Here is a 13,216-nt window from a genome sequence, read left to right on the forward strand (position 1 = left end):
TTTCTACGAGAGAATGTTACAAGTATAGTCATACATTGTAACATCTTTAGTAGAGAAGGAGTTCTGTAATATGAGGAAATTGTTAAGTGTATTCGGGATTATTATCGTAATGATCATTGCGAGCTATAGTCTTATGAAAGTGCTGTTACATTATGCGAATAAGCCTGCAGAGGTAAATACAATAGCTCAAATAGATGATGTGCAAGAAGAGACAAAAGTGCTAGATTTTATTCGTATGACACATGAAAGTTATAATAATTTCTTAAATTATGGTAAAGCAGAGAATTATACAGAAGGGGACTGGAACCAATTTAAACAATGGTTTCAACAACAAGAATCGTCTTTAAAAAATATACATATAGAAATAAAGAATGAAACAATAAAACGCGATGTAAATAGAAGCTATGAAATTGTAAAAAAAGGTGTGGAACTTCAAAATATTGAGTATGTAGTTTATGCCCATCGTGTATACCATGACTTAGATATTATCGTAAATAAATATAGAGGTGAAACGAACATCTGGGGGTATACAGAATTTGGAGATGGGAAAGATATAAGGGTAATTGAACAAGCAATACAGTCCAAATAATAAGCTAGCTAGAATTCTAGTTGGCTTATTTTTTCTTGTAAGTGCAATGTTCATATATTTTTCACAAAAACACCGTGTTAATAGTGATTAAAATCACAATATGTATTATACAATTCAGTTAAACTAAAAACAGTTAAAGAAATAGAGGAGTGGGATACAATGTTAAGTGCAAAAACAATTGAAATCGTAAAATCAACAGTACCGTTATTGCAGGAAAAAGGCGTTGAAATTACAACGAGATTTTATCAAATTTTATTTTCGGAACATCCGGAGTTATTGAATATTTTCAACCATACGAACCAGAAAAAGGGAAGACAACAACAAGCATTAGCAAATGCGGTTTATGCAGCTGCAATGTACATCGATAATTTAGAAGCTATTATTCCAGTTGTAAAGCAAATCGGTCATAAACATAGAAGTTTAGGTATTAAAGCAGAGCATTATCCAATAGTAGGTACATGCTTACTACGAGCGATTAAAGAGGTCGCAGGCGCACCTGATGAAGTTTTAAATGCATGGGGAGAAGCGTATGGCGTCATTGCTGATGCATTCATTAGCATTGAAGCGGATATGTATGAAGAGGCTGCACATAAAGAAGGTGGATGGAAAGATTTCCGCAACTTTGTGATTGTTAAAAAAGTGAAGGAAAGTGACGTTATTACATCATTTTATTTAAAACCTGAAGATGGTGGGAAAGTTTCTTCATTCATCCCAGGACAATATGTAACGATTCAAATAAATATTGAAGGTGAAACATATACGCATAATCGTCAATATAGCTTATCTGATGCTCCTGGAAAAGAATACTATCGCATTAGTGTAAAGAAAGAAAAAGGTGTAGATACACCAGATGGTAAAGTATCTAATTACTTACATGATCATGTAGGAGAAGGAGATGTCTTACCAGTAAGTGCACCAGCGGGAGATTTCGTGTTAAATATGGAGTCAACATTACCTGTTGTACTAATTAGTGGTGGAGTAGGTATTACACCGATGATGAGTATGTTAAATACGCTAATCGAACAAGAATTAAAGCGTAATGTATGCTTTGTTCATGCAGCGATAAATAGTAATACACATGCGATGAAAGAGCATGTTGAGACAGTAGAAAAAGAGTATGAACAAGTGAAAGCATATACTTGCTATTCTTCACCGACAGAGCGAGATGTGGAAATGAAGAATTTTGACAAAGAAGGATTCATTGAACGTGAATGGTTACAAACTATTATTCCAACAACTGAAGCAGAATTTTATTTCTGTGGCCCAGTAGCATTTATGAAGCATATAAATGCTACATTGATTGATTTGGGTGTTAAACAAGAGAACATTCATTATGAATTTTTCGGTCCCGCAGCAAGCTTACAATAGATTAACGTTGCTAAACAAAAAACGAGGTATTATTTTACCTCGTTTTTTGCTTGTTCTCTTAATAAGCGATTTACTGTTTCGCGGCGTACACCTATGAGCTGACCAATTTCAGTTTGTGTTAATATTTCATAAATAGGGATGTCACCTAAATATAAGGTGAACCACTCTTGTAAACGATGAAGGCGCTCTTTAGGAGAAACAGTTGTCAATTGATCGATACGCTGTTGCATCATTCTTAATTTCGATTGCAATTGCATAGCGATATTTTCATAAGATGCAGGATTTGCCTGGAGTTGATCGTACCATTCATTGCTAATTATAGGCTCAACTTCTGTTTTCATTAAAGCGATAGCTGTACCGTGATATTCCTTCGGTGAAATTAAAGAATGGTGAGGTATCGTTTCACCAGGAACGATAATATTAAATAAAAATGGTGTTCCGTTTGCTTCTAACCGAATAACTTTTAATAAACCTTTTTTTATAAAATATAATGGACCGTCCTCACCTTGACGGAATAATACATCTCCCTTATGTAGAATCAATGTTAGCCCCCCATTAAAACATTTCTATTTCTTATATTTTAGCGTAAATGTATAAAGACACTATGCTTTTTAAACAGCAATTTCATTGACGAAATGTATGCTATTACAGTAGTATACTATTTAGTGTGTAATAGTACTAGCAATGAATACGCTGTAGGGGGTTTAGTATATTGTTAGATGCGATGAAGATGACGGATATGAGAATTCCGGCGAATGCTATCATTCATGTAGAAGAGATGAAAGGTGGAGTCGTTTTATCCGTTGAAATAGACGGCCAAATTATTTATACGATGGCTTATGATGAAGAAACAGATAGTTATGCTGAATTATATGATCGAAACGATAAGAGGGCGTGCCAAGTACATGAAGACTTTATGGGATGGTCACTTCTTCACTAAAAAGATGTCAATATGACATCTTTTTTTATTGAATCGATAGATTATACAAAGAAATGAAATATAAGGATAAAATTTGTAATAAATGATTTTGCATTGTTAGCACTTTGTAACTGCATGCGACCGGTTTTTTCGCTATCATAAAGATAAGAGTCGTAGCTATAGGAGTGATCAACTTGAAGAAAGTACATATTTCAAATTTTATGCTATTAAGTGTTTGTTTAGTTTTATTTGTTCTCCTAGGAGCCTTTTTATATTCATGTGTATAAGAAAAAACGCATTCTAGAAAGAACGCGTTATAAAAATGAAGTAATGATTAATCTAGTTCCAAGAATAATTAATGTGATACGTAATAAATTAATTACGGCATTACCGCTTAATTTTGTGTTAATATAAGCCCCGATTTTTCCACCAATCCATGCACCAGGAATCAAAATTAATGCATAGATCCAGCTAACATTTCCAAGGGAGATGTGAGTTGCAGAACTTACAATTGCTGATAAAAATACGATAAACATCGAAGTTGCTACAGCAATGTGTGCTGGGAACGCAAAAAGGAGCATCATCGCTGGCACAAGTAAGGCGCCACCACCGATCCCGAATAATCCGGATATAAATCCAACTATAAAGGCAATAAAGATAGCGAGAAATGGTGGGAATTGATAGTCTACAGTATTTCCTTCTTTATCTGTAAAAGATCGTTTAATTACAGTCATATTTGATAGGGAAAGAGGTTGTAATTTGTCTCGTAGCATAAGAAGAATGGAGACGAATATAAGAAAAATCCCAAAGTATAAAGAAAACGTATCTTGGTTTAAAAATTTGTTTGCCCATGACCCGATAATACCACCAGGGCCACTCCCGATAAATAAAATAAGTCCACTTTTATAATCTACCCGTTTATGTTTCATGTATGTAAGGGTAGAAGACAGCCCTGTAAAAACGACTGTTACCATAGAAGTTCCTACTGCGAGCTGTGGTGATAAACTGTGTAATCCAATTAATAACGGAACGATAATAATTCCGCCCCCAAGCCCTACTAGGCTCCCGACTGTCCCAGCGATTAATCCGATGAAAAGTAACATGATGTATTCCAAAATTGCCAACTCCTCTATATAACTTATCCACCAATCATTATACACGCTTTTTAATAAGAAATAGGCTTGTTCACAAAAAAGTCGTCTTCCTAGAAAAATAAGGAAGACGACTTTTAATTAAAAGATTAAGTGTAATAAGGAGTAAAATAACGCAGCTAAAGAAGCTGAAATTGGAAGTGTAATAACCCATGTAATTAACATACGTTTTGCAGTTCCCCATTTTACACCTTTCACACGATGAGAAGCACCAACCCCTAAAATAGAAGAAGAGATAACGTGCGTAGTACTAACCGGTAAGTGAATGAATGTTGCACCGAAAATAACAAGTGATGATGATAAATCGGCAGCTACACCATTTACAGGACGAATTTTCATAATTTGTCCACCGACAGTTTTAATAATTTTCCATCCACCGACAGAAGTACCAAGTCCCATTGCGATTGCACAACATAATTGTACCCAGAACGGAATGTCGTCAGAAGTATGATAGTTATTGGCCATAAGAGCCATCGTGATGATTCCCATTGCTTTTTGTGCATCATTCGTACCGTGTGTATAAGCTTGTAATGCTGCAGTGAAAATCTGGAATATACGGAAGTTCTTATTCGTTTTTGTTAAGTTAAAGTTTTTAAAGACTACTTTAAAAATACTGTATACGATATAACCAATAACGAAAGCGATAATCGGTGAAATGATTAAAGCTTCAATAATTTTTATGAACCCTTTGAAATTTAAAGCGGCAAAACCAGCAGCAGCAATTGCTGCACCTGCGATTGCACCAATGATTGCATGCGAAGAACTACTTGGAATACCGTAGTACCAAGTAATTAAGTTCCAAGCTATTGCTGCAAGCAAAGCAGCTAAAATTACAAGAGAACCATTTTGCAAAGCAAATGGGTCAACGATATCTTTTGTAATCGTTTTTGCTACACCTGTAAATGTCATTGCACCTAAAAAGTTCATAATAGCTGCCATAATAATTGCATGTCTAGGCTTTAGAGCTTTCGTTGAAACAGCCGTTGCAATAGCGTTTGCTGTATCGTGAAATCCATTGATAAAGTCAAAAGCTAAAGCGCAAATGACTACTAAAACGGTCAGTATCAAGAGTGTATCCATGATCAAACTCCTTACGCGTTCTTCATAATAATTGTTTCTAATACGTTTGCAACGCTTTGACAGCTATCAGCTACTTCTTCAAGCTCTTCGTAAATCTCTTTATATTGAATAATTTTAATCGGATCTTTTTCACGAGAGAATAAGTGTTTAATCGCGTGACGGCGAATATCGTCACATTGTGACTCGTAATCCTTAATCTTAATCGCATTTGTACGAATGTCGACTAATTTCTTTTTAGACAGTAATTCAACAGAATTTGCAATCTCAATCGCACATTGATTAATTGCTTCAACAAATTTAATCATGTATTCATCAGCTTCTGTAATAGAATACATTTCGAATAGACCAGCACTGTGATCTAATCCGTCTAATACATCATCCATACTCATTGCAAGCTGTAGGATGTCTTCACGTTCAATAGGAGTAATAAACGCTTTGTTTAGCTCCATAATGATTTCGTGAATAAATGAGTCACCTTTCGACTCATACTCTTTCATGCGCATAGAAAACTCTTTTAAATCGCTAGCATTTTTAATTTTATACTCCACGAAAAACTGCGCGCCTTCTTTTAAATTTTCGGAAACGTTCATTAGCATTTCAGAAAATTTATCTTTTTTTGATTTAAAGACCATTATTGTTACCCCCACAAAAGTAATATATGTAAAATATATTGGCTAGTCAATTCTAACAAAAAACTGTCGTTTTTTAAAACATTTTATCGAAAAGTTTACAAAAACTTAACATAACTCACATTGTTGCATTAATAATATTAATACTAATGGTGAATATCTTACTTGTAGAATGTCCTTTTCTTGTAAAAAGTATGAATGTGAAAGAAAAGCTTTACACTATAGGAAAGACTACGTTATTATAATAAATTTAAAAGGAGGTATATTCTTCCTTTTAAAAAGAAGCGTGTAAACAAACGAAGGAAGTGAACGAATGAAATTGAAGAACACTCACTTTAAAAAAACGCTTGAGTGGTTCAATCAGAGGAAAAAACTACGCAATTCATTAATTGTATTGGGAAGTTTGCTCGTTACTCTATTTATTGCTGTAAATATAATAATTTCCATTCAAGATATATCTGAATTAAAACAAGCTGTGCCACAACCGACTTTAATTTATGATGCAAATAATGAAGTTGCGACTAAATTAGCTTCTTCTAAAACAGAAGGGGTCAAAAGGAAAGATATTCCTGATATTATGGTTCAAGCAATTGTTGCAGTAGAAGATAAGGAATTTTTTAGTCATCATGGCATTTACTATAGTGGAATCATAAGCGCTGTATTTAAGAACATTACAGCTGGTGAAGTTGTGGCTGGTGGTAGTACAATTACACAACAACTTGCAAAAAATGTATTTTTAACACAAGATCGCACATACTCACGTAAAATAAAGGAATATTTTTTAACAAAAAAAATAGAGCGTACTTATTCAAAAGATGAAATTATAGAAATGTATATGAATCAAATTTATTTTGGTGAAGGTGCTTGGGGGATAAAAAGAGCAGCTAAATCTTATTTTGATAAAGAGGTAAAAGACTTAACAATTTCAGAAGCTGCAACGATTGCAGGATTAATTAAAGCGCCATCTGCGTATTCGCCGTATAAAAACTTTAATAAATCCATTGAAAGACGTAATGTCGTATTAGGTTTAATGAAGGAACAAGGATATATTTCTGCAGAACAATATAACCAGGAGAAAGAATCAGGTCTTGTATTACGACGTGGTGTTGATGATAAATATAAGGGGAAATATTCTCAATACGTAGATTATATTGTTAGAGAAGCGATGGACAAGTATGAATTAACACAAAATGAAATTTTAGCAGGTGGTTATCGTATTTATACGGAACTTGACCCGAAAAAACAACAAGCGGTTGAAGATGTTGTGAATAATGATAGTTATTTTAAAGATAGTGGTTCAGATCAGCTTATGCAAACTGGAGTGGTCCTTATGAATCCAAAAACTGGCGGTGTTCCAGCTTTAGTTGGAGGCAGAGGTCCTTATCAATTTTTACAGTTTAATCATGCAACACAATTAAAAAGGCAGCCCGGTTCAACGTTAAAGCCTCTTGCAGTGTATGTACCAGCGTTAGAACAAGGATATGAAGTATACGATGTTTTAAAAGATGAACCATTTAATATTAAAGAATATGCACCACAAAATAGTGATCATACGTTCCATGGTAATGTGACGATGTATGAAGCAGTGGCAAAGTCATATAATGTTTCAGCAGTTTGGTTATTAGAGCAAATTGGATTAGATAAAGGATTGAAATCTTTAGAGCGGTTTGGTATTCCATTAGAGCCTGAAGATCGTACGTATCCGATTGCTTTAGGAGGTATGCATGTAGGGACTTCTCCATTTGTAATGGCTCAAGCGTATAGCACATTTGCAAATGATGGTGTCCAAGTAGAAGCTCATGCCATTAGAGAAATCCAAAATGCTGAAGGAGAAACAATTGGAAAATGGTATAAGAAAGAAACTCGTGTGACGAACGAGAAAGTTGCCCAAAAGATGACATACTTATTAAAAGGTGTGATTGAAAGGGGAACGGGTGAAAAAGCGAAAGTTAATAATATCGATACCGCAGGCAAGACGGGGACTACCCAGCTTGTGAATGGACCAAGCGCTGGTGCGAAGGATTCGTGGTTTGTTGGATACACACCGGATTTAGTAGGTGCGATTTGGGTAGGGTATGATAAAACGGATAGTGAGCATTATGTGCCGGGGGGAAGTCAAATTACAACGACAATGTTCCGGGACATTATGAAGAAAGCGAATGGAAATCCAGCTCAAAAGGCATTTCAGTTATCACTAATACCTGAAGCGGATTATACAAAGCAATTAAAAATGATTGAGGAAGAAAAACGAAGGAAAGAAGAAGAGAAAAAAAGAAAAGAAGAGGAACAACAAAGAAAAAAAGAGCAACAAGAGTGGTTTGACAAAGTGAAAGAGTGGATTCCATCATTTTGGTAAAAGAAAGAGGCGAATAACGAAATTCGCCTCTTTTTCGTATGGAAAATAAAGTAAAACTTTAATCGGTGGAGATTTTTGTTTACCTTTACTAGTTATTAGTACATATCAATTGGGATAAATGATATTACTCGTTAAGTATAATGTTCGTACTGCCAAAGGATTGAGAATCGTATGTGACGATTACTGTACCTTTACTAATAGGTTCGTAAGGTAATTCTTCTTCATAATTACTATTATTTTTATTGTGGATAGAAAGTGTGATTTCATCAATTTTTTTATTTGTATACTGATCTTTAATCGTTTCAGCAATTTGAAGTAGCGCTTCGTAACTAGAAGCTTCTGTAATAAGCATTCCTTTTATAACCTTTTTTTCATTTTGTGTGGAAGAGGAATACGGGATGTTGTTTTGTTTTGTATACAGAAGTTCGTATGGAACTGTTTTTCTTTCTGCTTTTGAAATGTTTGAATATTTTAGAGTTAAAAGAAATCCTATACATAAAATTATGCATACCATAAGAACAAACCAAAAACGTGTCAGTGATATAATTCTCATTATCATCCCTCTTTCATGTCTTTGTCTTCACTATTTATCATACAAAAAGAGAATTAAGCTAAAGTAAATTTGAAGTAAAGAAACGTAAAGAAGGAGTACTTATCCTCCAAAATAAGTACTCCTTTTTATTAAAAGAGAGATTTAACATACAATCAAAGTAATACAAATTACTATAAATCAAATATTATTGGTCTTTCAAAAATAAGATAAAAACTAAAAGTTAGTAAATTCGGAAGACTGATAGTGTAGCTGTTGTGTCACCAGTGTTAGGAATAGAAATAGTATTTGCTGTAGGTTGTACAGCGATTGTTGTACCAGCTTGTAAAGTAACGATTGTAGAGAAAGAAACAGCACTACCGATAACGTTAGTTGAAAAATTACGAGTAGGTGGTTGACCGTCGAATGAAATACCGAATCCAAATGGTGAAGAACCCGGGAAGGTTGTAGATGCTGAGAAACTAATATCGTATACTCCTGTTTCTAGAATAGTTAAAGTATCTGAAGTGTCGTTAAAAGTTATATTATTTAATTCGAAAACTTGATTGAATTGGATGTTTGTTCCAGGAGATATAGTTTGAGGATTAGAATTTCCTATTGCTGCTATAGTTACAGGAATTGGTGTGCCCGCCGGTCCTTGAGCACCTTGAGCACCAGTAGCACCCGCCGGTCCTTGAGCACCTTGAGCGCCTTGGGCACCAGTAGCACCCGCCGGTCCTTGAGCACCTTGAGCGCCTTGGGCACCAGTAGCACCCGCTGGTCCTTGAGCACCTTGAGCGCCTTGGGCACCAGTAGCATCGGCAGGTCCTTGAGCACCTTGAGCACCTTGGGCACCAGTAGCACCCGCCGGTCCTTGAGCGCCTTGAGCACCTTGGGCACCAGTAGCACCGGCAGGTCCTTGAGCACCTTGAGCGCCTTGAATACCCTGTGGTCCTTGAAGTCCAGTAGGTCCAGTAGGTCCTATTGTTCCTCCACCAAGGCAATCTGATCCATATTGAACTAGGATAGCTTGAATTTCTGTAATGAGCTTAACTAGTTTATCGATAGCACAGCAATCGATTTTGAATAACTTAGCAATATACAATAAATAATTAAGCAAACTTTGTAGCTCAACGTACAATGCTCCGCATGAGAAGGGTGAGGACTTTAGGATAGTTAATAAGTTAGCGATAATAGAACTACCAATTTTTTCTTGTGCAGGTGATAAATCTAAGCAACTGAGGAATTTTTGAAGATTATTCAGGAGAGCAATTAGTTTATCGATGTTTTCTTGAGAAGGGTTTTGAAATACAGCTTGAATACTATGACCAAGAGCTTGAAGGAGTCTAGCATACTCTTTTAGTTCTGCCTTAGAGATCTTAATATAGCTGCAAGCTCTTACTTCGCAACAATCATTACCATAAAATACTTTCCCTTTATTTTTGTTGGACATTTGTTCATCCCTTTCTTTTATAGAATAAATAGTCGTTACTATATAATAAAATGAAAACTAAACTGAATTCTTGAGGGACAAACTACTATTTCAAAAAAATAAGAAGTTTACCTATATTGTGAAAACAAAGAACAATGAAGAGATAGAGAAAGATTTATATGAGTTAAAAAAGAATAGGCTAGAATAAAAAAACTGCACGCAAATTGTTAAATTATATCTAACAATTTGCGTGCAGTTCGTGGAACAGCACAACCTTTTTAATGATTAATTCGTTCATAGTTCGCTTTAGGTAAAATTGGAATGGAAATAGTGAAAGTTGTACCGTTTTGATTACTAGACATTTTTAATGTACCGTTATGATTTTGAATAATTTTCTTCGTTACTGATAATCCCAGTCCCGTTCCTGAGTCTTTTGTAGAGAAAAACGGATCAAATATATATTCTTGAATAGCTGGAGGAATGCCGGTTCCATTATCTTTGAAAGTAATACGAACAAAATTATCTAAGCGATAACTAGTAATTTGAATAGAAAGAGGTTCTTCACCTTGAGCATCGACAGCATTTTGAAATAAATTTAAAAAAACTTGCACGAGTTCATGGCGATCAATATTGACAAGTACACCATCTAATTCCGTAGAAAATTCATAGTCAATAGAAATGTTGTGTAAAAAAACTTCACTAGCAAGTAGTTGTTGAATATATTCGCGTAAAAACGTATTGATCGGAAAAGGTTCTCTAGTAAATTCACGCGTTTTTGAAATGGATAAAAATTTTGTGATAATACTATTTGCACGATCTAGTTCAGGAATGAGTAGACTTTTAAACAATTCTTTATTGGATGGAGAAACGCTATCTTGTAGAAATTGCAAGTACCCACGTACCGTTGTAAGGGGATTTCGTACTTCATGTGCAATCCCAGCTGCAATTCGTCCAGCTAGAGAAAACTTTTCGGCATCACGTTCTGTATTTAAATAATGAAATACACTAATAACTCGGAAAATCTCTCCATTATAATCACGAATAATGCGGTTGTTTACGATGCCGTAGTTTTTGTCTAACACTTCTTCATTATATATTTCGGTTCCTGTTTTTAACGTTTCAATAGCTTTAATTTGTTCTTCAGGTAAGTTTAATAATTGTTGAATTGGTTTCCCAATTATAGAATTTCGTATGACACCAAAATCATCTGCTGCAGCTTGATTACATAATGTAATGTTCCCTTTATTATCAATAAAAGTGACGTGATGCGAAAACGCATCGAAAATATGAACAAAATATTTTTCGAGTTGTTCAAATAAAAATAGTGAATCGCAAGTAAGCTGAAAGATAGGCTCTTTATCTTTTTGTTGTATCGGTTGAATAGAATGAGATGTTCTCGTTTTTTTTATTTGCAAACCAATATGTGGATTTTTATATGTGAAATGATGTGGTAATTGATTTACAAGCTCTTCATATAACCGTACTTTATTTTCTAATTCTTTTATTCGATTTTCATGAGATAAAATAATATCGTCTTGAAGCATAAATAACCCCTCAATTTAAAAATTCTTCCATCTAGTATATCATATTTTTATACGGATACTCTTAAAGAAAGAGCTACTTTGTGAAATTGGTCGGATGGTATTTTTGTGAAGTAATATAGAATGAGTGTAGGCTGAAGTTGAGAAGGGAGGAATTCGTTTGCTTTTTATTGGAGTAACGGGATGGGGAGATCATGTTTCTTTATATATAAATCCCTATGAAAATAGAAATAAATTGCGAACTTATAGTGAACATTTTCCCATTGTGGAAGTAGATAGTTCATTTTATGCGATACAACCTGCGCGGAATTATATAAAATGGGCGATGGAAACGCCGAAAGATTTTTCTTTAATAGTAAAAGCCTATCAAGGGATGACAGGGCATATGAAAGGGGAAATCCCTTTTTCTACGTTCGATGAGATGTTTGATGTGTATAAACAATCCATTCTTCCTTTAATAGAAGCAAATAAATTAAAAATGATTTTATTCCAATATCCACCATGGTTTGATTGTAAAGTGAAAAATGTAGATTTACTTCGATACACGAAAGAAAAAATGGAAGATTTACCATGTGCAATAGAATTTCGAAATCAAACATGGTTTTATCCAGAAATGAGAGATAAGACGTTACAGTTTTTAGAAAAAGAAAAATGGATTCATACAATTTGCGATGAGCCTCAGGCAGGAATAGGATCAGTACCGCTTGTATTAGAGGCAACAAACTCGGACATGGCGTTAATACGTTTTCATGGCCGAAATGTTCATGGTTGGTTGGATAAAGGAGAAAATTGGAGAGCGGTTCGCTGTTTATATCGTTATAATAATAAAGAGTTGGCGGAATGGGTAGAACGATTAGAGCGATTGAAAAAGAAGACAAAGGATATATATGTATTGTTTAATAATAATTCAGGTGGAGATGCCGCGGATAATGCAAAACAATTGATGGAAATGTTGAATATTGCATATGGTGAACCGAAACCGGAGCAATTAAATTTATTTGAATAAATACAAACAAGAAAAGCACTGCACAAACAGGGGGAATGTACAGTGCTTTTCTATATGAAAAAGAGGGGTAACAATGTTACTGAGCGTTTGGTTGATTCATTAATTGTTGGCTTCATAACAAATGATAATGGTTATCATTATCATTGTCAATGCTTTTTCGGAAAATAAGTAAAAAACTTTTTATCCCGCTATTTGCGGGCAGTAAAACTCCTACCTCAAAATTCGGCTGGAGCAAAGAAGTTAGGTGGAAGCCCTGCTGCCCGTAAACCTCCATTGATTAAAGTTTCACTTTATATTTTAAATAGTAATAAAAAAAGAACAGCGATTACTGCTGTTCTTTTCCATTGATGATTTGTTGTAAATCAAAAGGAGTTATCGCTTGGATAAATTCCTTTGAGATAAGTGTTTGAACGAGAGTGCTTTCAGAAATAGTAGCACCTGTTTTCTTTTGATAAGCTTTCTTTAATAAATCAAGTTTTTCAGCCGTTTCTTTCGGTAATTCAATTGTTAATGTGTTCATAATTTCTCCCCCTTACTATTAGAGTACCACTACAGTATAGGAGAGACAAGAAAAGAGAATATGAAACATAAAAAAGGTTACCAGATTTATAAATGG

General features: G+C 34.6%; 13 protein-coding genes. 5 read left to right on the plus strand and 8 right to left on the minus strand.

The genetic code is table 11. The features are described from left to right. Positions 1-70: 70 nt before the first annotated feature. Positions 71-589: a hypothetical protein gene (locus tag LUS72_RS07310; RefSeq protein WP_097831765.1), complete on the plus strand. Its 519-nt coding sequence runs from the start codon at positions 71-73 to the stop codon at positions 587-589. Positions 590-748: 159 nt separating this feature from the next. After that, positions 749-1,957 carry an NO-inducible flavohemoprotein gene (gene hmpA, locus LUS72_RS07315; RefSeq protein ID WP_097831764.1) on the plus strand — a complete coding sequence of 403 codons (1,209 nt, stop codon included), beginning with the start codon at positions 749-751 and terminating at the stop codon, positions 1,955-1,957. Between the two features lie 29 nt (positions 1,958-1,986). Here hmpA and LUS72_RS07320 read toward each other — a convergent pair whose 3' ends face one another. Further along, positions 1,987-2,499: a Crp/Fnr family transcriptional regulator gene (locus LUS72_RS07320; protein ID WP_264448735.1), complete on the minus strand. Its 513-nt coding sequence runs from the start codon at positions 2,497-2,499 to the stop codon at positions 1,987-1,989. Positions 2,500-2,669: 170 nt separating this feature from the next. Here LUS72_RS07320 and LUS72_RS07325 point away from each other — a divergent pair, with 170 nt between their 5' ends. After that, positions 2,670-2,897, plus strand: coding sequence for a hypothetical protein (locus LUS72_RS07325; protein ID WP_000883004.1), 228 nt, complete (start codon positions 2,670-2,672; stop codon positions 2,895-2,897). A 293-nt stretch (positions 2,898-3,190) separates the two neighbouring features. On the opposite strand, the gene LUS72_RS07330 is transcribed toward LUS72_RS07325, so the two are convergent. The 3 genes from LUS72_RS07330 to LUS72_RS07340 form a co-directional block, all read right to left on the minus strand. Continuing rightward, on the minus strand, positions 3,191-3,991 hold the full coding sequence (locus tag LUS72_RS07330; protein WP_097831762.1) for a sulfite exporter TauE/SafE family protein: 801 nt from the start codon (positions 3,989-3,991) through the stop codon (positions 3,191-3,193). 117 nt (positions 3,992-4,108) lie between these two features. Further along, positions 4,109-5,107, minus strand: coding sequence for an inorganic phosphate transporter (locus LUS72_RS07335; RefSeq protein WP_097831761.1), 999 nt, complete (start codon positions 5,105-5,107; stop codon positions 4,109-4,111). Between the two features lie 11 nt (positions 5,108-5,118). Beyond that, positions 5,119-5,739: a DUF47 domain-containing protein gene (locus tag LUS72_RS07340; RefSeq protein ID WP_000231446.1), complete on the minus strand. Its 621-nt coding sequence runs from the start codon at positions 5,737-5,739 to the stop codon at positions 5,119-5,121. 310 nt (positions 5,740-6,049) lie between these two features. Here LUS72_RS07340 and LUS72_RS07345 point away from each other — a divergent pair, with 310 nt between their 5' ends. Beyond that, entirely contained in the window at positions 6,050-8,092 is a 2,043-nt protein-coding gene (locus LUS72_RS07345; protein WP_097831760.1) for a transglycosylase domain-containing protein, read from the plus strand. A 124-nt stretch (positions 8,093-8,216) separates the two neighbouring features. Here LUS72_RS07345 and LUS72_RS07350 read toward each other — a convergent pair whose 3' ends face one another. The 3 genes from LUS72_RS07350 to LUS72_RS07360 all read right to left on the minus strand — a co-directional run bounded on the left by LUS72_RS07350 (position 8,217) and on the right by LUS72_RS07360 (position 11,597). After that, on the minus strand, positions 8,217-8,645 hold the full coding sequence (locus tag LUS72_RS07350; protein WP_097831759.1) for a hypothetical protein: 429 nt from the start codon (positions 8,643-8,645) through the stop codon (positions 8,217-8,219). A 220-nt stretch (positions 8,646-8,865) separates the two neighbouring features. After that, positions 8,866-10,074: a Gly-Xaa-Xaa repeat protein gene (locus LUS72_RS07355; protein WP_264448736.1), complete on the minus strand. Its 1,209-nt coding sequence runs from the start codon at positions 10,072-10,074 to the stop codon at positions 8,866-8,868. Between the two features lie 257 nt (positions 10,075-10,331). Then, positions 10,332-11,597: a PAS domain-containing sensor histidine kinase gene (locus tag LUS72_RS07360; RefSeq protein WP_264448737.1), complete on the minus strand. Its 1,266-nt coding sequence runs from the start codon at positions 11,595-11,597 to the stop codon at positions 10,332-10,334. A gap of 157 nt (positions 11,598-11,754) precedes the next feature. On the opposite strand from LUS72_RS07360, the gene LUS72_RS07365 reads away from it, so the two are divergent. Continuing rightward, positions 11,755-12,600: a DUF72 domain-containing protein gene (locus tag LUS72_RS07365; protein WP_264448738.1), complete on the plus strand. Its 846-nt coding sequence runs from the start codon at positions 11,755-11,757 to the stop codon at positions 12,598-12,600. 325 nt (positions 12,601-12,925) lie between these two features. On the opposite strand, the gene LUS72_RS07370 is transcribed toward LUS72_RS07365, so the two are convergent. Beyond that, entirely contained in the window at positions 12,926-13,120 is a 195-nt protein-coding gene (locus LUS72_RS07370) for a DUF3924 family protein (protein ID WP_001094855.1), read from the minus strand. Between the last annotated feature and the right edge of the window lie 96 nt (positions 13,121-13,216).

This window comes from Bacillus cereus, from assembly GCF_025917685.1.
Taxonomy (GTDB): Bacteria; Bacillota; Bacilli; order Bacillales; family Bacillaceae_G; genus Bacillus_A; species Bacillus_A cereus_AT.

Coding starts and splice junctions, on each gene's coding strand:
- LUS72_RS07350 (WP_097831759.1), bottom strand. CDS start 8,645: ATGAGAATTATATCACTGACACGTTTTTGGTTTGTTCTTATGGTATGC.
- LUS72_RS07370 (WP_001094855.1), bottom strand. CDS start 13,120: ATGAACACATTAACAATTGAATTACCGAAAGAAACGGCTGAAAAACTT.
- LUS72_RS07360 (WP_264448737.1), bottom strand. CDS start 11,597: ATGCTTCAAGACGATATTATTTTATCTCATGAAAATCGAATAAAAGAA.
- LUS72_RS07355 (WP_264448736.1), bottom strand. CDS start 10,074: ATGTCCAACAAAAATAAAGGGAAAGTATTTTATGGTAATGATTGTTGC.
- LUS72_RS07335 (WP_097831761.1), bottom strand. CDS start 5,107: ATGGATACACTCTTGATACTGACCGTTTTAGTAGTCATTTGCGCTTTA.
- hmpA (WP_097831764.1), top strand. CDS start 749: ATGTTAAGTGCAAAAACAATTGAAATCGTAAAATCAACAGTACCGTTA.
- LUS72_RS07310 (WP_097831765.1), top strand. CDS start 71: ATGAGGAAATTGTTAAGTGTATTCGGGATTATTATCGTAATGATCATT.
- LUS72_RS07340 (WP_000231446.1), bottom strand. CDS start 5,739: ATGGTCTTTAAATCAAAAAAAGATAAATTTTCTGAAATGCTAATGAAC.
- LUS72_RS07345 (WP_097831760.1), top strand. CDS start 6,050: ATGAAATTGAAGAACACTCACTTTAAAAAAACGCTTGAGTGGTTCAAT.